Raw genomic sequence first — 18,554 nt, forward strand, 5'->3', positions numbered from 1 at the left:
GACCAAGCCCTCCATCGCTGCTCAAAAGCTGTCGAAATCTCGTGCGGAGCGCTCTCACCCTGTCCCCTCGTGGGAGAGGTTGGCTTCGCGAAACGCGAAGCCGGGTGAGGGTCTCTCTCCGCGAGCGCATCTGTTGCGAGAGACCCCTCATCCGGCGCTTCGCGCCACCTTCTCCCACAACGGGAGAAGGAAGAAGAAGCAGGAATTGCACAATGGCAATCAGGTTCGACGGACGTGTCGCCATCGTCACCGGCGCAGGCAATGGTCTCGGCAAGGCGCATGCGCTGGGGCTCGCCAGCCGCGGCGCCAAGGTCGTCGTCAACGATTTCGGCGGCGCGCGTGACGGCACCGGCGGCTCGCTGTCGCCCGCCGAAGCCGTGGTCGAGGAGATCCGCAAAGCCGGCGGCACCGCGATGGCCGACGGCGCCGACGTCTCGAATTTCGAGCAGGTCACCGCCATGGTCGAGCGCGCCACCAAGGAGTGGGGCAGCGTCGATCTCATGTGCGCCAATGCCGGCATCCTGCGCGACAAGTCGTTCGGCAAGATGGAAGCGGCCGATTTCCAGAAGGTGCTCGACGTGCATCTGGTCGGCACGTTCTATTGCTGCAAGGCCGCCTGGGCCGGCATGCGCGACCGCAACTACGGCCGCATCGTGCTGACGACGTCGTCCTCCGGCCTCTACGGCAATTTCGGCCAGGCCAATTACGGCGCGGCCAAGTCGGGCATGGTCGGCCTGATGAACGTGCTCGCGGAAGAGGGCCGCAAGACCAACATCCGCGTCAACATCATCTCGCCGACGGCGGCGACCCGCATGACCGAGGAGCTGCTGCCGCCGCAGGCGCTGCAGCTGATGAAGCCGAACGCGATCACGCCCGCGGTCGAGTACATGCTCAGCGAGGACGCGCCGACCCGCACCATCATGGGCGCCGGCGCCGGCTCCTTCGCGGTCATCAAGATCCTGGAGAGCGAAGGCATCAACTTGCCGGAGTCCGAATGGACACCGGACGCGGTTGCTGCGCATTTCGCGGAGATCAGCGACATGTCGAAGGCGAAGGCGCTGACCGGCGCGTTCGAGCAGACCCAGAAATACGTGGCGCAGGCCGCGGCGCGGGCGGGGATCAAGCTCTGACCGACGTCGCCGTCATCGGTGCCGGTCCCGCCGGGCTGATGGCGGCGGAGCTGCTGGCGCAGGGCGGCGCGCGCGTCACCGTGTATGACGCGATGCCGTCCGCGGGGCGCAAATTCCTGATGGCGGGCCGGGGCGGGCTCAACCTCACCCACAGCGAGCCGCTGCCGCAGTTCATGGCGCGCTATCGCGAGGCCGCACCGAAGCTGCAAGCCGCAATCGACGCCTTTTCGCCGGATGCGCTCCGGTCCTGGAGCGAGGCGCTGGGCGAGCCGTCCTTCGTCGGCAGCAGCGGGCGCGTGTTTCCGAAGGCGTTCAAGGCCTCACCCTTGCTGCGCGCCTGGCTGCGGCGGCTCGATGCCACGGGCGTACGCTTTGCCTTCCGCCATCGCTGGACCGGTTGGGACGGCGAGGGGCGCTTGCTGTTTCGAACGCCGGACGGCGTTGCCGCCGCCGCTGCCGATGCGACCGTGCTGGCGCTTGGCGGAGCAAGCTGGCCGCGGCTCGGCTCGGATGGTGGCTGGGTCGAACTCCTCGCTGCCAAGGGCATCGCCATCTCAAGACTGCGGCCGGCCAATTCCGGATTCACGGTCGCCTGGTCAAATGTGTTCCGCGATCGCTTCGAAGGCCAGCCGCTCAAGGGCGTGGCGCTGACGATCGGAGCTCACACGGTGCGCGGCGAGGCGATGATCACGCGCAGCGGCATCGAAGGTGGCGCGATCTACGCGCTGTCGGCGGAGCTGCGCGAGGCGGTGCTGGGTCTCGGGCAGGCGACGTTGACGATCGCGTTGCGGCCTGATCTCGACACGGCCGCGCTGACCGTGCGGCTGTCTGGGACGCGTGGCAAGCAATCGCTCGCGAACTTCCTGCGCAAGGCCGCGCAAGTGTCGCCGGTCGGGATTGGTCTGATGCAGGAGGCTGCGATTGCATCCGGCCGGCCGCTGGCCTCGTTCTCGCCGGCCGAGCTCGCACACCTGATCAACACCATTCCGGTTCGGCTCTCCGGCGTTGCCTCGATCGACCGCGCGATCTCGACGGCAGGGGGCCTTTCGTTTGACGAGCTCGACGCGGACTTCATGATCCGCAAGCTGCCGGGCGTGTTCGCCGCCGGCGAGATGCTGGACTGGGAAGGGCCAACCGGCGGTTATCTGCTGCAGGCGTCGTTTGCTACGGGGGCTGCCGCAGGCAGGGGCGTGTTGAGCTGGCTCGGCCCATCGTAGAAATCGTAGGGTGGGCAAAGGCGCGAAGCGCCGTGCCCACGATCTTTTGCAACCGGGATGGCAAGTCGTGGGCACGCTTCGCTTTGCCCACCCTACGGCAGTTTGCCCCTACCGCAGCTTCCCCCGCGCCGCCACGGGCAGCGTGCCGATGATCTCCTCGCCGCGCACCATCACCACCTCGTCCATCATGTTGACGACGACGCAGACGTGGTTCGGCACGATGCGGACGACGTCGCCGACGTTGGGGCGGGTGTTGCTGCGGGAGAGGTCGAGGAAACCGTGTTCCTCGGCGAATTTCGCGATCTTGGCTTCGGGGTGCTCCAGGATCAGGCCGTGGCCGTCGAGGCCGCCCGTGTCCGTGGTCAGCGTCTTGGACCCGGCATCGAGGATGCCGCGCTCGGGCGCGGCGCGGCTCACCACAGTCGAATAGATGTGCAGCGCGCAGTCGTCCCAGGTCGCTGAGCCCGCCGCGACCTGCATGCGGTCATTGTAGATGTAGGTGCCGAAGCGGTGCTCGGTGCCGCCCTTGAGCTTGCCGATGTTGACGAGGTTCGGCGTGCCGCCGGTCGAGACGATCTTGGCGTCCAGGCCGTGCGCGCGTACGCCGGCCAGAGCTTCGTCGTAGAACTTCTGCGCATCGCCCCAGCCGGTCTCGGTCGGATACATCATGAAGCCGGCAAAGGTGAGTCCCTTGGACGCGGCAATCTCGCGCGCGAGCGCGATCGCCTCGGCCGGGGTCTCGACACCGGCGCGCTTGCGCCCCGTATCGCACTCGACCACGACCGAGAGCGGGCGGCCGGACGCCGCGGCGGCCTTGGGCAGCCCCGCGACGACGGTCGAATTGTCAGCGGCGACTGTCATGCTGGTCTTGGCATTCAGCGCGCCGAGACGCGCCATCTTCTCTTCGCCGAGGAGATTGTAGCTGATCAGGATGTCGTCGATGCCGGCATTGGCCATGATCTCGGCCTCGCCGATCTTCTGGCAGGTGATGCCCTTGGCGCCGGCGGCGACCTGCATCTTGGCGATGGTCGGATTCTTGTGCGTCTTGATGTGCGGCCGGTTGGCGATTCCGGCGTCGTCGCAGGCCTTCTGGATCCGCGCGATGTTGCGCTCGACCCGGTCCATGTCGATGACGGCGCAGGGCGTGCCGTATTCGCGGGCGATTTTTGCGGCGAGGGGAGTGGTCATTGGTTATGCCTGTTCAATCTCTTCGCGGAGCATTTCAAGTTCGAGCCAGCGCTCCTCGGCGGCGGACAGTTCGTCATGCGCCTTGGCGATGGCGGCCGAGGTATCGTCGAATTTCTTGCGATCCTTCGCATAAAGATTGGGATCGTCCAGCACGCGCTGCAGCTTGGCGATATCGGCCTGCAGCGTCTCCATCTTCTTCGGCAGCGTCTCCAGCGCGTGCTTCTCGTTGAAGCTGAGCTTCCGCTTGGGTACGGACGAGGGAGCCGCGGCGCGCTCCTCCTTCTTCTCCGCAGGAGCCTGCGCCTTCGCCGACTCGCGCTTCAGGTCGGCACCACGCTGCGCGAGCATGTCGCTGTAGCCGCCGGCATACTCGATCCACTTGCCGTTACCTTCGGGCGCGATCACGGAGGTGACGACGCGGTCGAGGAAATCGCGGTCGTGGCTGATCAGGATGACGGTGCCTTCGTAGTCGCCCAGCATCTCCTCGAGCACGTCGAGCGTTTCGAGATCGAGGTCGTTGGTCGGCTCGTCCAGCACCAGCAGGTTGGACGGCTTTGCCAGCGCGCGCGCCAGCATCAGCCGGCCGCGTTCGCCGCCGGAGAGCACCTCGACCGGGGTGCCGCGCTGCTCCTGCGCGAACAGGAAGTCCTTCATGTAGCCGACGACGTGCTTCGGCTTGCCGCCGACCATGATCTGATCGCCACGGCCGCCGGTGAGGGCCTCGGCCAGCGTCGATTTGGGATCGAGGCTTTCGCGATGCTGGTCGAGCGTGGCCGTCTCCAGATTGGCGCCGAGACGGATCGTGCCGGAGTCCGGCTCTGCGCCACCGGTGAGCAGATTGACCAGCGTGGTCTTGCCGGCGCCGTTCGGGCCGATGATGCCGAGCCGGTCGCCGCGCTGGATGCGGGTCGAAAAATTCTCGACGATCTTGCGCTCGCCATAGGCCTTGGTGATGCCCTTGGCCTCGATCACCAGCTTGCCCGACTGCTCCGCCTCGGCCGCCGCGAGGCTGGCGGTGCCGGCCGTGCCGCGATAGTTGCGGCGCTGGTCGCGCAGCGTATGCAGATTGGCGAGCCGCTTGACGTTGCGCTTGCGGCGGCCGGAGACGCCGTGGCGCAGCCAGTGCTCCTCGTCCACGATCTTGCGGTCGAGCTTGTGCTGGTCGCGCTCTTCCTCGGCCAGCACCTCGTCGCGCCAGCTTTCGAACGAGGCAAAGCCGCGGTCGATCTGCTTGATCTTGCCGCGGTCGAGCCATGCGGTGGAGCGCGACAGATTGGTCAGGAAGCGGCGATCATGGCTGATGATCACCAGGGCGCTGCGGCGGCTGTCGAGCTCCTGTTCCAACCATTCGATGGTGGCGAGATCGAGATGGTTGGTCGGCTCGTCGAGCAGCAGAATGTCGGGCGAGGGTGCCAGCACAAAGGCCAGCGCCGCGCGGCGCGCCTCGCCGCCCGAGAGGTTGTGCGGGTTCTCGTCTCCGGTGAGGCCGAGCTGCTCCAGCAGATAGCGCGCCTGGTGCTGGTCGTCGCCGGGCGCCAGCCCGGACTCGACATAGGCGAGCGTGGTCTTGTGGTCGCCGAAGTCGGGTTCCTGCGGCAGATAGCGCACGGTGGCGCCGGGCTGCACGAAGCGGGTGCCGCCGTCGGGCTCGACAAGGCCGGCCGCGATTCTGAGCAGCGTCGACTTGCCGGAGCCGTTGCGGCCGATCAGGCAGACGCGCTCGCCCGGCGCGACGTTGAGTTCGACACCCGACAGCAGCGGCGTGCCGCCAAACGTCAGCCTGATGTCCTTGAGTTGGATCAGCGGGGGCGCCATGATCAGCCTTGGCTCGTTGCGGCCTGATCGGCGCGGCGGCGCTGGATCCGGCGCAGCGTCTGGTCGAGCGCCGAGAGGAAAGCGGAGCGGTCGCGGGGCGCGAACGAACGCGGGCCGCCGGTGACCTCGCCGGCCGAGCGCAGATCCGTCATCAGGTTGCGCACCGCCAGCGTCATGCCGATCGACTCTTCCGTGAATGGCTTGCCGTTCGGGGCGATCACGTCGGCGCCGGCCTTGACGCAGCGGCTCGCCAGCGGGATGTCCGAGGTCACCACGACGTCGCCGGGCCTGACGCGTTCGGCGATCCAATCATCGGCCGCGTCCATGCCCGGGCCCGCGGCGATGCGCTCGATCAGGGGATCGTGGGGCACGCGGATAAAATTGCCGGCGACGACGCTGACGGGCACGCCGTGCCGGAGCGCGACGCGGTAGATCTCGTCCTTCACCGGGCAGGCGTCGGCATCGACATAGATGCGGGTGGGGGTGTCAGTCATTCGCCGCGTGGTACCCCATTCGGGCCGCAAAGGCGAGGGGATTGACCGCTGTTCCCGGGGCCCTACGATCGGCCCGGAAACAACAAGAACATAGGGACGATGACCCCATGCCGAACCGGCTCGAAACCTGGCGCGTCGAGGCCTACAACACCGCCAAGCAATCCGAAAACAAGATGCATGACGACACGGTGGCGCGCCGCTTCGGCTTCTCCGGCGGTCTGGTGCCGGGCGTGGACGTCTTCGCCTACATGATGCACGTGCCGATCGCGCGCTGGGGACGCGATTTCCTGGAGCGCGGGCTGGTCGAGGCGCGTTTCATCAAGCCGGTCTATGATGGCGAGACTGCCGACGTCGACGCGACCGAGCACAACGGGCTGCTGACGCTCGAGGTGTTCAGCCGCACCACACTGTGCGCCACGGGGACGGCCTCGCTGCCGCCGGCAGCACCGGCGGTATCGCTCGGCGACTATGTCGCGGTGCCCGTGGTGGCCGAGCGAAAGCCGGTCAGTCCTGCGACCTTCGAGATGGGCAAATGGCTCGGTACGACGCCGCGCCGCTGGGCCGGGCAGGATGCGGCGGATTATCTCACTGACGTCAGGGAGACCGATCTGGTCTTCGCGCGCGAGGGGCTCGGCCATCCCGGCCTGGTCCAGCGCGTGATGAACCGCGTGCTGGTCGACAACACGATCCTGGGCCCGTGGATCCATGTCGGCAGCCGCATGCAGCTGCTGTCCGCGCTACGCGCTGGCGACGAAATCACCGCGCGGGCAAAGGTCACCGCGAACTACGAGAAGAAGGGCCACCGCTTCGTCGAGCTCGACGCGCTTGTCGTCGCCAACGGCACGACGCCGATCGCGCACTGCCACCACACCGCGATCTATCAGCCACGCGAGCAGGCGGCGGCATAGGGCAGGACCGAGCCTGCCACCTCAAAGACGGTGTCATTCCCCGCGAAGGCTGGGAATCCAGTACGCCGCGGCCTGTCGGTCAATCACGGCCGCCTCGGAGTACTGGATCGCCCGGTCAAGCCGGGCGACGACAGTTGTGGGTGTGGAAGGGTCGAGCGACCATCTCAGAATAAGATGGCCTCACGCCGCCTTTGCCTTCGCGTCCTGGATCGCGCGCCACACGCGCTCCGGCGTCAGCGGCATGTCGATGTGCTTGATGCCGTAGTCCGAGAGCGCATCGAGCACGGCGTTCACCACCGTCGACAGGCTGCCGGCGCAGCCGGCTTCGCCGCAGCCTTTGCTGCCGAGCGGATTGGTCGTGGCGGGCACGGGATGATCGCCGATCGTCATGTTGGGCACGTCCTCGGCGCGCGGCAGGGCGTAGTCCATCAGCGAGCCCGTGATCGGTTGGCCGCTCTCGTCGTAGCGGATGTGCTCCATCAGCGCCTGTCCGATGCCCTGCACGACGCCGCCATGGAGCTGGCCGGCGACCAGCAGCGGGTTGATGACCGTGCCGAAATCGTTGACCGCGCTGTAGCGCACGATCTGCACCACGCCGGTCTCAGGATCGATCTCGACCTCCGCGACGTGGCAGCCGTTCGGGAACGCCGAGGCGACCGGATCGCTGGTGTGATCGACATCGAGCGTATCAGGCACGCCGTCCGGCACTTTGCCGTCATGCAAGCGCTTGGCGAGCTCCATGATGTCGATGCTGCGGTCGGTACCGGCGATGGTGAAGCTGCCGCCCTCGAATTCGATGTCGGCTTCGGACGCTTCGAGCATGTGCGCCGCGGCGCGCTTGCCGTTCTCGATGACGAGCTTGGCGGCCCCCACGATCGCCTGGCCGGTCGCGGTGATCGAGCGCGAGCCGCCGGTGCCGTTGCCGGTGTGGACGATGTCGCTGTCGCCTTGTACGAGCTTGATGCTCTCGAAGGGGACGCCGAGCTGCGCGCTCAGCACCTGCGCGAACGGCGTGGCGTGGCCCTGGCCGTAATCGAGCGTGCCGGTGATGAGCTGTACGGTGCCATCGGCATCGAACACGATCTTGCCGAGCTCGGGGCTCGGCGGCGCGGTGACCTCCAGATAAGAGCCGACCGCGATGCCGCGCAGCTTGCCGGCCTTCTTGCTCTCCTTCTTGCGCTTGGCGAAATTCTCGTGGTCGGAGATTTCGAGCGCCTTGTTGAACACGGCCTGGAAGTCGCCGCTGTCATAGGTGACGCCGGAGGAGGCCGCGAACGGGATCTGGTTCGGCTTGATGAAATTGCGCTTGCGCAAGGTCAGCCTGTTGATCCCCATCTCGTCGGCGGCGCGGTCGATCAGCCGCTCCATGTAATAGTTCGCCTCCGGCCGGCCGGCGCCGCGATAGGCGCCCATCAGCGTGGTGTTGGTCAGCACCACCTTGATGTCGACGCCCATCAGCGGTGTGCGGTAGACGCTGGAAAAGTTCTTGCCGGTGTTGAGCGAGAGCGGCCCGGGCGCGACGCCGGTGATGTAGGCGCCGACATTGCCGTAGCCGGACAGCTTGGCGGCGAGGAAGTGCCCCTCGGCGTCGAGTGCCAGCTCGGCATGGATCTTCTGCGCACGGCCGTGGCTGTCGGAGAGGAAGCTGGTCGAGCGCTCGTCGAGCCACTTCACCGGCCTGCCCAATTCCTTCGCCGCGTACAGGATGCACATGTACTCGGGATAGTTGATGTTCTTCATGCCGAAGGAGCCGCCGACATTGGCGGTGAGGATGCGCACCTTCTCGTTCGGAACCTTCAGGTTCTTGGCGAGGTTGGCGCGGTTGCCGGCGACGCCCTGGGTCGGAACCTGAAGCGTGTAGCGCTCGGTCTTCTTGTCGAAGGAGGCAAGGCCGACGCGCGGCTCCATCGAGACCACGGCGACACGGGTGTTCTCGATGTCGATCTTGGTGACATGCGCTGCGCTGGCAAAGGCCGCGTTGACCTTGTCCATGTCGCCATAATGGTAGTCGAGCACGACGTTGTCAGGGATGTGGTCGTAAAGCTGCGGCGCGCCCGGCCGGGACGCTTCCTCGGGATCCGTCACCGCCGGCAGCGGCTCGACGTCGAGCTCGACCGCCTCGGCGGCGTCGCGGGCCTGCGCCAGCGTCTCGGCCACCACGAAGGCGACGGGATCGCCGACGAAGCGGACCTTGTCGGTCGCCAGCGGCTGGCGGTTGGTCTGGAGCAGGGGCGAGCCGTCGCGGCTCTTCAGCGGCAGGCCACAGGTGAAGGGACCGTAGCCGGCGGCATCGAGATCCTTGCCGGTCCACACGCCCAGCACCCCCGGCATCGCCTTGGCGGCGTCGATGCCGATGCCGCGGATGGTGCCATGGGCATGGGTGGAACGGACGACCACGGCATAGGCCTGGCCGGGCAGATTGAAATCGTCGGTATAGCGGCCCTTGCCGCGCACCAGCGTGTCGTCCTCCTTGCGGCGGACGGGCTGCCCGACGCCATATTTTTGCAGTGCAATAGCGTTTTCGAGCGTGGACGATTTGGTGTGTTCTTGCATGGAATCGACCTGAAAAGCCGGCATTTGCGCATTTTCGCGGCAGCGGGGCACCGGACCCCACTGAAATAACCCACCACCCCGTTCACGACAACGCACGAATGGGCATGGTCCCATGTGATGCGTTGTTGCGCATACCCGCCGCGCTGCTAATGTTTCAGGCGAAAAAGCAATTCCAGACCGGCCCGACCGGCCGCGGAAAGACAGTTTGTATGAATGACCACACGCGGCTCCGCGACGGCCATGGGCCGCACGGTGAGCTGGAGGGGTCGATGGCGGCGGTGGCGTTGGCCACCGAATCGGCCGTCGGCGCGCAAGTCGCCGGAACCGGCGTCTATGCGGCGCTGGACCTCGGCACCAACAATTGCCGGCTGCTGATCGCCTGTCCGACCCAGGACGGCTTTCGTGTCGTCGATTCCTTCTCGCGCATCATCCGGCTCGGGGAGGGCGTTTCCGCGACCGGCTCGATCAGCGATGCCGCGATCGAGCGCGCCATCGCCGCGCTCAGCATCTGCCGCGACAAGATCAATTTGCGCAAGGCCCGCCGCTTGCGGCTGATCGCAACCGAAGCCTGCCGCGCGGCCTCGAATGCGGAGGGCTTCCGCAGCCGCGTCGCGGCCGAGACCGGCATCGAGCTGGAGGTGATCGACCGCGAGACCGAAGCCGCGCTCGCCGTGCTCGGCTGCTCGCCGCTGGTCGACCCCAGGGGGCGCGGGGCGATCCTGTTCGACATCGGCGGCGGCTCGACCGAGCTGGTGCGGATCGAGCGCGACGCTCAAAACCCGGAGCCGCGCATCAAGGCGTGGATGTCGATCCCGTATGGCGTTGTCACGCTCGCCGAGCAGTTTGGCGGCCGCGACGTCACGCCGGAGATCTACGCCGCGATGGAGCAGGAGGTCGCAAGCCACGTCGCGCCGTTCGCCGAAGCGCATGGCGGCGATCTCGCCGACATGCATCTGCTCGGCACCTCCGGCACTGTGACGACGCTCGCCGGCATCCACCTCAATCTCGCGCGCTACGACCGTCGCCGCATCGACAGCATCTGGATGAACGATGCAGACATCACCGCGACCATCAAAAAGCTGCTCGGCATGAGCTACGAGGAGCGCGCGAACAACAGCTGCATCAGCGTCGAGCGCGCCGATCTCGTGCTGGCCGGCTGCGCCATCCTCGATGCGATCCGCCGCGCTTTCCCGCTGCCGCGCCTGCGCGTCGCCGACCGGGGCCTGCGCGAAGGCATGCTGGTCGAGATGATGCGCGAGGACGGCGCGCTCAGGAGCTGGTGAGATGGCGAAAGACACCACCGGCCGCTTGCACGTCCAGGTCAAGACCGGCGGCAAGCGCAAATTGTCGTCGAAGCTGTGGCTCGAACGCCAGCTCAACGATCCCTATGTCGCCAAGGCCAAGGCCTCGGGCTATCGCTCGCGTGCCGCGTTCAAGCTTCTGGAGATCGACGACAAGTTCCGGCTGCTGAGGCCGGGCATGGCCGTGGTCGATCTTGGCGCTGCGCCCGGCGGCTGGAGCCAGATCGCCGCCAAGCGCGTCGGCTCGACCGAAGGCAAGGGCAAGGTCGTTGCGATCGACTTGCTGGAGATGCCCGAGATTCCCGGCGTCGACTTCGCCCAGCTCGACTTCATGGACAATGACGCGCCCGAGAAGCTCACGGCGATGCTGGGCGGCGGCGCCGACGTCGTGATGTCCGACATGGCCGCCAACACCACCGGCCACCGCAAGACCGACCAGCTTCGCATCGTCGGCCTGGTCGAAACGGCCGCCGCGTTCGCCTGCGACGTGCTCAAGCCCGGCGGCACGTTCCTGGCCAAGACGTTCCAGAGCGGCGCCGACGCCGATCTGCTCGCCCAGCTCAAACGCGATTTCGCCACCGTGCGTCACGTCAAGCCCGCCGCGAGCCGGCAGGATTCTTCGGAGCGCTACGTGCTGGCGACGGGATTTCGCGGCGGAGCAAGTAGCGAGACGTAGCCGCGGGGCTAATCGCACAAGTGCGAGATCGGCCACTCTGCCGGAACGGTCCGTTCCGCGGACGCGCGCGCCTGAACGATCAAGGCGGCGGCGTGAACGACCAGAAATGCGGCGGCGACGGCCAGCAGCCAACCCGTTTCGTTTCGGGGGGCGGGACGCGCGGTGGGTTTTGCGCGAGCTGACCTGTTTGCGACAATCATTGCTGGCATCCGACGGCTCGCAAACGGCGCGACCCGTCATCGGGTGTCCTGTGTCGTCTGAGGGTGTGTGAGGCGTAGCAGGACGAAATGCCATCAACGCGCGTTGACGGGACCGAGCAGGGCATCGCGCGGGCCTGCTGGGCCAGCGAATCCGACCTTATCATCAACGGCGGTTGATCGCGGGCGCGGTGTGAGGGGCGCGCCGGAATTGACGCTGGACGAGAGCGAGGCGCTCCTGCAAAGGATGCGCGTGGTTGGCGGGCGAGGAGATGGGGCCGGAATGCCGGCGGTAGAATTCGACCTTCGCGGGGTCATAGGGCCGAGCGGCGAATTTCGCGACGGCAAGATGGAGGAGGCATTCTCCGCGAGCGTCTGGCAGTCGGCGCGCGCGATGGCGCTGCTCTGCATCCTCGCCGAGACCGCCGCGAGCCTGTCGTTCGCGCCGCTGGATGTCCTGATGCTGACCGGCCCGCGGCTGGCGTTCTTCACCGAGATCCGGATCCTGATCGCGCTCGCGGCGCTTGCCGCCGTCTTGGCGTTGCTGCGGACGACGCGATACGCCCGCATCGTCGCGATCACCTATGCGCACCAAATTGCGTTCTTCTCGCTCAATGCGCTCGTGTTCGACCAGCCGAGCCTGACCCGTCACGGTGGATTGCTGCTGCCGCTGATCGCCATTGCGCTCAACCTCTGTGTCCCCGGGCGCTTCCGCTGGGTCACGCTGCTCAGCGCCTATGCCCCAACCGTCAGCCTGTTGTTCTGGGCGGTGCTCAGACCGGATCCGGAGAGCCCGCTCGACCTGACCATCATCGCGCTGGTCACGCTGGTCGGCTACGTCGTCGGTGCGATGGCGCGCACCCAGTTCAACCGTCTCAGGCGCGAGGAATATCTGCGCATTGCGCGCGAGCAGCAGATCAACCTCGATTTGCGCGAAGCCAAGGACGCGGCCGAGGCGGCAGCAAGCGTCAAGGCCGACTTTCTGGCCGTGATGAGCCACGAGATCCGCACGCCCATGAACGGAATCCTCGGCATGGCGAAACTGGCGCTGGATGATCCATTGCCGCCGTCCCAGCGCCGGCGGGTCTCGACCATTCGTTCCTCGGCGCAGGGACTGCTCAAGATCCTCGACGACATCCTCGATATTTCGAAGCTCGAACGACAGGCCGATATTTACGAACGTGCGCCGTTCGATGTCAGGCAGGGGCTGCGCGAGATCGTCAATCTGATGACGCCGCGCGCGCACGAGAAGGGGCTGACGCTGCAGCTCGCGATTGCGCCGACGGTGCCGCGCTGGGTACTCGGTGATCAGTCGCGGCTGCGGCAGATTCTCTTCAACCTGATCGGCAACGCCCTGAAATTCACGAGCCGGGGCGGCGTCTCGGTCGAGGTTACCGCATCGTGCCCGCAGGACGAGGCGGTCGTCGTCTTTTGCGTCGAGGACACCGGTATCGGCATTCCGCCCGAGCAACAGGCTCGGCTCTTTCAATCCTTCGCGCAGGGGGACGCCTCGATCCGCCGGCGCTTCGGCGGCACGGGCCTCGGCCTTGCGATCTGCAAGCGGCTCGTCGAGGGCATGAAGGGGCAGATCGAAGCCGAGAGCACGCCAGGGCTCGGCAGCCGCTTCCGCTTCTCCTTGCCGCTGCCGGCGGCCGAGGGGCCGGCCATGCGTGATGCGGCGGACGAGGCGCCTGAGCCCGCGAGGCCCTTGAACCTGCTGCTGGTCGAGGACCTTCAGATCAACGCGGCCGTCGCGCGCGGCATGCTCGAGCGGGCGGGTCACAGGACCGCCCTGGTCAAGTCGGGCGAGCAGGCGATCGAGCTCGTCCGCAGTGCGCGCTTCGACGCCGTGCTGATGGACGTGCAGATGCCCGACGTCGACGGGCTGGAGGCCACGCGGCGCATTCGCGCGCTCGCCTCGCCGCAAAGCGAGGTCCCGATCGTGGCCTTGACCGCCAACGTCATGGCGGAGGACGTCGAGGCTTGCCGTGCGGCGGGGATGGACGGGCATCTGGCCAAGCCGATCGACGTTGCGGCCCTGCATCGTGCGATCGAGACGGCACTGGCGAGCCGGCGCTGGTCCGTTGCCGGGCCCGGCGCGCCGCTCAATGCGGGCGGTGATGTCCTCGTGGTGGGCGATGAGCGCAAGGCAACCCACGATCCGCTCCGGCGCCTCGGCTTTCGCGTCTTTCCAGCCGGCTCGTTCGACGCCGCCGGCGCGATGCTGGCGGCGCGCGAATTCGCGGCGATCGTCGCGGTCGCCCCGCCGCCCGGATTCGTGCTGGGCTTGCGTTCGCGCGCTCCGGATCAGGGCAAGCGCGTCTTCATCATCGCCGCGTCTGCGCCGGAGCAAGGCGCCCGGATGCTGGAGGAAGGCGCCGATCTCGTGCTGGCGGCGACGTTGTCTGCGGAGGAGGTCATCTGGAAAATCGAGGCGTTCCTCGCCGCGGAGACACCCGACAGCGCGTTCTCGCTCGAAGAGGTGTTCGGGCGCGATCGCATCGACGAATTCCAGGGGCTGTTTGCCGACAGCCTGCTGGAATTGGACCGCGCCCTGGCGCGCAGCGATTTGACGCCGAAGGAGCTGGCGGGCATCGCCCACCGCATCAAGGGCAGCGCGGCCAATCTGCGGATGTCCGAACTTGCCGCGAGCGCCGATGACGCGATGATCGCCGCGAGGACTGTGCTGGCGGGGCTCCGCGACCGGGATGAAGCCGTCAACGCGCTCCGCCGGCAGATCGGTCTCGTGTTGAAGGAGCAGGGCGCCGTCGGATGAGGCGCCGCGGCGGACGTAGCCGTCAGAAGTGAGTTCGGAAAGCCGATGTCGACCAGTGTGCTCGTTGTTGAGGATGCGCCGGAGATCCGGCTGATGCTGACCTCGTTCCTGAAGGAGCAGGGCATGGCCGTGCATGGCGTTGCGACCGGCGCCGAGCTGCGCACGGCCTTGCCCACGCTCCGGCCGGACATCGTCCTGCTCGACATCAACCTTCCTGACGCCGACGGCATCGCGCTGGCGCGCGAGCTGCGGCTCGGCGAGCAATGCGGCCTGATCTTCGTCACCAGCCGCGACTCCGAAGACGACATGCTGTCCGGCCTCGATGCCGGCGGAGACGATTACGTCTCCAAGCCGATCAATCTGCGCACGCTGCTGGCCCGAATCCGCAGCGTGCTGCGGCGAACGACGGAGTCGGTCATCACCTTTGACGGCTGGATCCTCGATCCGGTCCGGCGCGAGCTATTCCGCCCTGATGGAAGCATGGTCCAGTTGACCGCGGGGGAGTTCAACATCCTCGTGGCGCTGGCCTCGCACATGACGCAGCCGCTCAGTCGCGACTTCCTGCTCGACGTCATCTCGAACCGCGATCCCAGGGAGATCAGCGAGCATACGGTCGACAATCTGATCGTGCGGCTGCGCCGGAAGATGCAGCTTGGCAGTGTCGCAGCGCCGATCGCGACGGTGCGCGGCGTCGGCTACGCCCTGGTCCCCCTGCAGCCGGCGACCCGGTCCTGAGACGCCTGGGCCGCCGCAGGTTCACCCCAGCCGTTGATCCCGCACGTCCTGCGTATCCTCGGATGCTGCCTTGACGCCGGCCTTGGCCGCGCCCTTGCCGGCGCCCTTGCGGCTCGCAATCTCCACCGCCTGGCGGCCGGAGATCTCGTGGCCGGCATCCGCAGGCATCTGCCAGAAGAACCAGCTCGACATCGCCGAGGTCAACGCGACCACGAGGAAGGCCGGTGCGAACACGGTCGCGTCGATCTCGCTGACATGGTGGAACCACATCGTCGTCTCCACGCAGGCCGCGCCGACGGCGACGCCTGCGGAGACCGCAAGCTGCTGGTTGACGCTGACGAGGGTAGTGGCGCGGCTCATCTGCGCGGTCTCGACGTCGGCATAGGCGACCGTGTTGATCGCGGTGAACTCCAGCGAGCGGAAGAAGCCGCCGACCACCAGGATGACCATGATGATGAGCAGGGGCGTCGTCACCGTGAACAGTGCGCACACCGCGAGGAAGAACGCGCTGACGATCGCGTTCACCGTCATCAGGTTGCGGAAGCCGAAGGTGCGGATCAGGCGTGCCGCCAGCGTCTTCATGCCCATGGCCCCGAGCGAGGAGGCAAAGGTGACGAGGCCGGAATGGAACGGCGACAGCCCGAAGCCGATCTGCATCAGGAGCGGCAGCAGGAACGGCAGTGCACCGATGCCGAGCCGGAACAGGAAGCCGCCGTACACGGCCGCGCGTAGCGTCGGCAGCTTCAGAAGCGAAAAATCGAGCACCGGCGAGCCGGTGCGCCGGGCGTGAATGACGTAGAGCGTCATCGAGATCACGCCGCCGGCGATCAGCGCCGCGACCGTGCTCCACGGCAGCAGGTTGAGACCGGCCACCGAGAGGCCGAAGGCAATGCCTGCGAGCCCGATGCCGGCGAGCACCATGCCGTAGAGATCGAACGGCTCGCGTTCCTCGCTCTTGATCGGGTCGATGAACTTCAGCGCCATGAAGATGCCGAGCAGCCCGATCGGGAGGTTGATCAGGAAGATCCAGTGCCACGACGCGTAGGTCGTGATGAAGCCGCCGAGCGGCGGCCCGATCACCGGACCGATCAGGGCAGGGACCGTCACCCATGCCATGGCGTTGACCAGCGCGCTCTTGTCCACCGACCGCAGCAGCACGAGACGCCCGACCGGCGTCATCATCGCTCCGCCCATGCCTTGCAGGATGCGCGCGAACACGAAATCGGTGACCGAACTCGAGAGAGCGCAGCCAACCGATCCCACCATGAACACGCCGACCGCGATCGCGAACACCATCCGCGCGCCGAACCGGTCGGCGGTCCAGCCGCTCGCCGGGATGAATACCGCGAGCGACAGCAGATAGGAGGTGATCGCGAGCTTCAGCGTCAGCGGACTGGTGCCGATGTCGGCCGCGATCGCCGGCAACGAGGTGGCGATAACAGTCGAGTCCATGTTCTCCATGAAGAGAGCAGTGGCGACGATCAGCGGGATGACGCGTTGCTTGTCGACCATGACGGATTGGTAATGAAAATCGGAAGAGGGGTGGAGTTGCGGCTTATCACCGCCGCTGGTCCCGGACCATCGCGGATCGACGCATAGCACCTAAGTCCCGCGTAACAACGGTGTGACCCTCCCTCCGTCATTCCGGGCTGGCGGCTTCTCGCTCCCTCGTCGTTCCGGGTTCGCGACTTCCTCGCGCCCCGGAATGACGGTGGAGGAGAGGGCGGACCGAGCCCATCTCCGCTGAATTGGGGGTAAAAAAGCCTGTGCATGGCTGGCCAGCGGTCCGAATTGCTTTGATTCGTCACGCGGCCGTGCTATCGACCCGCGTCAACCCCACCGATGGGCTCCGATTCTCCAGGCGATGCCGCAAGGTACGCCGAGGGCGGCGCTCATCCATTAGCATTTGCGGCAAGGCCGCAGGAAGGAGTTGGCAAATGGCCACGGTGCAACTTCAGGGCATCCGCGAAGCCTTTACGTTCGACGACGTGCTGCTGAAGCCGGGCCTGTCGGACGTCATGCCGGGCGAAGTCGACATCCGCTCCCGCGTCACCCGCGCCATCCCGCTCAACATCCCGATCATGGCCTCGGCCATGGACACCGTCACCGAAGCCCGCATGGCGATTGCCATGGCGCAGGCCGGCGGGCTCGGCGTCATCCACCGCAATTTCGATCCCGAAGGGCAGGCCGCGCAGGTGCGCCAGGTCAAGCGCTTCGAGTCGGGGATGGTGGTGAACCCGCTCACCATCAGCCCCGAGGCCTCGCTCGACGACGCGCTCAAGCTGATGAGCGACCACGGCATCTCCGGCATTCCCGTCGTCACCGGCGCCGGCAAGAACACGCCCGGCAAGCTGGTCGGCATCCTCACCAACCGCGACGTGCGCTTTGCCACCGACCGCCGGCAAAAAGTCTCCGAGCTGATGACGCATGAAGGCCTCGTCACGGTGCGCGAGAATGTCAGCCAGGACGAAGCGCGGCGGATGCTGCACCAGCATCGCATCGAGAAGCTGCTGGTCGTCGACGAGCAATACCGCTGCGTCGGCCTCATCACCGTCAAGGACATGGAGAAGGCGGTCGCCCATCCGCTCGCCTGCAAGGACGCGCAGGGCCGCCTGCGCGTCGCCGCCGCCACCACCGTCGGCGACAACGGTTTCGAGCGCACCGAGCGGCTGATCGACGCCGGCGTGGATCTCGTCGTCGTCGACACCGCCCATGGCCATTCGCGCCACGTGCTGCATGCGGTGAACCGCATCAAGCGCCTCTCGAACTCGGTGCAGGTCGTCGCCGGCAACGTCGCCACCACCGAGGGCACGCAGGCCCTGATCGATGCGGGCGCGGATTGCATCAAGGTCGGTATCGGTCCGGGCTCGATCTGCACCACGCGCATCGTCGCCGGCGTCGGCGTGCCCCAGCTCACTGCGATCATGGACGCGGTGGAGGCGGCGAAGAAGGCCGACATTCCGGTCATCGCCGACGGCGGCATCAAGTTCTCCGGCGATCTCGCCAAGGCGCTCGCCGCCGGTGCCGACATCGCCATGGTCGGCTCGCTGCTCGCCGGCACCGACGAGACGCCGGGCGACGTGTTCCTGTGGCAGGGCCGTTCCTACAAGGCCTATCGCGGCATGGGCTCGGTCGGCGCGATGGCGCGCGGCTCGGCGGACCGCTACTTCCAGCAGGACATCAAGGATACGCTCAAGCTGGTGCCTGAAGGCATCGAGGGCCAGGTGCCCTACAAGGGTCCGGTCGGCAATGTCATGCACCAGCTCGCCGGCGGCTTGCGCGCTGCCATGGGCTATGTCGGCGCCAAGGACATGACGGAGCTGCACGACAAGGCCCAGTTCGTCCGCATCACCGGCGCGGGCTTGCGTGAAAGCCACGTTCACGACGTCACCATCACGCGCGAGAGCCCGAACTATCCGGGCGGGGGTTAGTCTCGCTTTCGCTGCGCGTCGGTTGGGTCGCGCTCGCCTCACGGACGTGTCATTCCCCGCGAAGGCGCAGGGCTGTCCGGGGAAGTCTATGCATAACAGAAGCTGATCTGGTCGGGAGAGCCTCTTTCGCGGG

General features: G+C 66.9%; 13 protein-coding genes. 8 read left to right on the top strand and 5 right to left on the bottom strand.

All coding sequences use genetic code 11. The features are described from left to right. The first annotated feature begins 212 nt into the window (after nucleotides 1-212). Together CO669_RS17995 and CO669_RS18000 are read left to right on the top strand one after the other, a co-directional pair. Nucleotides 213-1,130 (top strand): SDR family NAD(P)-dependent oxidoreductase, encoded by a 918-nt coding sequence (locus tag CO669_RS17995; protein WP_097661180.1) that lies wholly within the window; start codon nucleotides 213-215, stop codon nucleotides 1,128-1,130. Then, nucleotides 1,127-2,347 carry a BaiN/RdsA family NAD(P)/FAD-dependent oxidoreductase gene (locus CO669_RS18000; protein WP_097661217.1) on the top strand — a complete coding sequence of 407 codons (1,221 nt, stop codon included), beginning with the start codon at nucleotides 1,127-1,129 and terminating at the stop codon, nucleotides 2,345-2,347. Before CO669_RS17995 ends, CO669_RS18000 begins: the two co-directional genes overlap by 4 nt. 108 nt (nucleotides 2,348-2,455) lie before the next feature. On the opposite strand, the gene CO669_RS18005 is transcribed toward CO669_RS18000, so the two are convergent. Genes CO669_RS18005 through CO669_RS18015 form a run of 3 tightly spaced genes read right to left on the bottom strand, consistent with a single transcriptional unit; the run spans nucleotide 2,456 to nucleotide 5,844 of the window. Further along, a complete protein-coding gene (locus CO669_RS18005) occupies nucleotides 2,456-3,535 on the bottom strand; it encodes a D-TA family PLP-dependent enzyme (protein WP_097661182.1) in 1,080 nt (359 codons plus the stop codon). A gap of 3 nt (nucleotides 3,536-3,538) precedes the next feature. Beyond that, complete coding sequence (locus CO669_RS18010; protein ID WP_097661184.1) at nucleotides 3,539-5,350, bottom strand: ABC-F family ATP-binding cassette domain-containing protein; 1,812 nt, start codon at nucleotides 5,348-5,350, stop codon at nucleotides 3,539-3,541. Between the two features lie 2 nt (nucleotides 5,351-5,352). Then, nucleotides 5,353-5,844, bottom strand: coding sequence for a YaiI/YqxD family protein (locus CO669_RS18015; RefSeq protein WP_097661186.1), 492 nt, complete (start codon nucleotides 5,842-5,844; stop codon nucleotides 5,353-5,355). 107 nt (nucleotides 5,845-5,951) lie between these two features. Between CO669_RS18015 and CO669_RS18020 the strand changes: the two genes are divergently transcribed. Beyond that, nucleotides 5,952-6,752 (top strand): hypothetical protein, encoded by an 801-nt coding sequence (locus CO669_RS18020; protein WP_097661188.1) that lies wholly within the window; start codon nucleotides 5,952-5,954, stop codon nucleotides 6,750-6,752. A gap of 180 nt (nucleotides 6,753-6,932) precedes the next feature. On the opposite strand, the gene CO669_RS18025 is transcribed toward CO669_RS18020, so the two are convergent. Further along, the gene (locus tag CO669_RS18025) at nucleotides 6,933-9,305 is read right to left on the bottom strand and encodes a xanthine dehydrogenase family protein molybdopterin-binding subunit (protein WP_097661219.1); all 2,373 of its coding nucleotides are present in this window, start codon (nucleotides 9,303-9,305) and stop codon (nucleotides 6,933-6,935) included. 209 nt (nucleotides 9,306-9,514) lie between these two features. Here CO669_RS18025 and CO669_RS18030 point away from each other — a divergent pair, with 209 nt between their 5' ends. The 4 genes from CO669_RS18030 (at nucleotide 9,515) to CO669_RS18045 (ending at nucleotide 14,990) form a co-directional block, all read left to right on the top strand. Beyond that, the gene (locus tag CO669_RS18030; protein ID WP_097661220.1) at nucleotides 9,515-10,588 is read left to right on the top strand and encodes a Ppx/GppA phosphatase family protein; all 1,074 of its coding nucleotides are present in this window, start codon (nucleotides 9,515-9,517) and stop codon (nucleotides 10,586-10,588) included. A 1-nt stretch (nucleotide 10,589) separates the two neighbouring features. Beyond that, nucleotides 10,590-11,282 (top strand): RlmE family RNA methyltransferase, encoded by a 693-nt coding sequence (locus CO669_RS18035; RefSeq protein WP_097661190.1) that lies wholly within the window; start codon nucleotides 10,590-10,592, stop codon nucleotides 11,280-11,282. A 480-nt stretch (nucleotides 11,283-11,762) separates the two neighbouring features. Continuing rightward, a complete protein-coding gene (locus CO669_RS18040) occupies nucleotides 11,763-14,255 on the top strand; it encodes a sensor histidine kinase (protein ID WP_158228774.1) in 2,493 nt (830 codons plus the stop codon). A 45-nt stretch (nucleotides 14,256-14,300) separates the two neighbouring features. Next, entirely contained in the window at nucleotides 14,301-14,990 is a 690-nt protein-coding gene (locus tag CO669_RS18045; RefSeq protein ID WP_097661194.1) for a response regulator transcription factor, read from the top strand. 21 nt (nucleotides 14,991-15,011) lie between these two features. Here the strand turns inward: CO669_RS18045 and CO669_RS18050 are convergent, their stop codons facing one another. Next, nucleotides 15,012-16,502, bottom strand: coding sequence for a DHA2 family efflux MFS transporter permease subunit (locus CO669_RS18050; RefSeq protein WP_097661196.1), 1,491 nt, complete (start codon nucleotides 16,500-16,502; stop codon nucleotides 15,012-15,014). A gap of 425 nt (nucleotides 16,503-16,927) precedes the next feature. Between CO669_RS18050 and guaB the strand changes: the two genes are divergently transcribed. After that, the gene (gene guaB / locus CO669_RS18055) at nucleotides 16,928-18,421 is read left to right on the top strand and encodes an IMP dehydrogenase (protein ID WP_097661197.1); all 1,494 of its coding nucleotides are present in this window, start codon (nucleotides 16,928-16,930) and stop codon (nucleotides 18,419-18,421) included. Nucleotides 18,422-18,554: the final 133 nt, after the last annotated feature.

This window comes from Bradyrhizobium sp. Y36 (assembly GCF_002531575.1).
Classification (GTDB): Bacteria; Pseudomonadota; Alphaproteobacteria; order Rhizobiales; family Xanthobacteraceae; genus Bradyrhizobium.

What these genes read in the sequence shown, in the direction of transcription:
- CO669_RS18050 (WP_097661196.1), bottom strand. Translation starts at nt 16,502, where the DNA reads ATGGTCGACAAGCAACGCGTCATCCCGCTGATCGTCGCCACTGCTCTC.
- CO669_RS18005 (WP_097661182.1), bottom strand. Translation starts at nt 3,535, where the DNA reads ATGACCACTCCCCTCGCCGCAAAAATCGCCCGCGAATACGGCACGCCC.
- CO669_RS18025 (WP_097661219.1), bottom strand. Translation starts at nt 9,305, where the DNA reads ATGCAAGAACACACCAAATCGTCCACGCTCGAAAACGCTATTGCACTG.
- CO669_RS18015 (WP_097661186.1), bottom strand. Translation starts at nt 5,844, where the DNA reads ATGACTGACACCCCCACCCGCATCTATGTCGATGCCGACGCCTGCCCG.
- CO669_RS18030 (WP_097661220.1), top strand. Translation starts at nt 9,515, where the DNA reads ATGAATGACCACACGCGGCTCCGCGACGGCCATGGGCCGCACGGTGAG.
- CO669_RS18035 (WP_097661190.1), top strand. Translation starts at nt 10,590, where the DNA reads ATGGCGAAAGACACCACCGGCCGCTTGCACGTCCAGGTCAAGACCGGC.
- CO669_RS18010 (WP_097661184.1), bottom strand. Translation starts at nt 5,350, where the DNA reads ATGGCGCCCCCGCTGATCCAACTCAAGGACATCAGGCTGACGTTTGGC.
- CO669_RS18020 (WP_097661188.1), top strand. Translation starts at nt 5,952, where the DNA reads ATGCCGAACCGGCTCGAAACCTGGCGCGTCGAGGCCTACAACACCGCC.
- guaB (WP_097661197.1), top strand. Translation starts at nt 16,928, where the DNA reads ATGGCCACGGTGCAACTTCAGGGCATCCGCGAAGCCTTTACGTTCGAC.
- CO669_RS17995 (WP_097661180.1), top strand. Translation starts at nt 213, where the DNA reads ATGGCAATCAGGTTCGACGGACGTGTCGCCATCGTCACCGGCGCAGGC.
- CO669_RS18045 (WP_097661194.1), top strand. Translation starts at nt 14,301, where the DNA reads ATGTCGACCAGTGTGCTCGTTGTTGAGGATGCGCCGGAGATCCGGCTG.
- CO669_RS18040 (WP_158228774.1), top strand. Translation starts at nt 11,763, where the DNA reads ATGCCGGCGGTAGAATTCGACCTTCGCGGGGTCATAGGGCCGAGCGGC.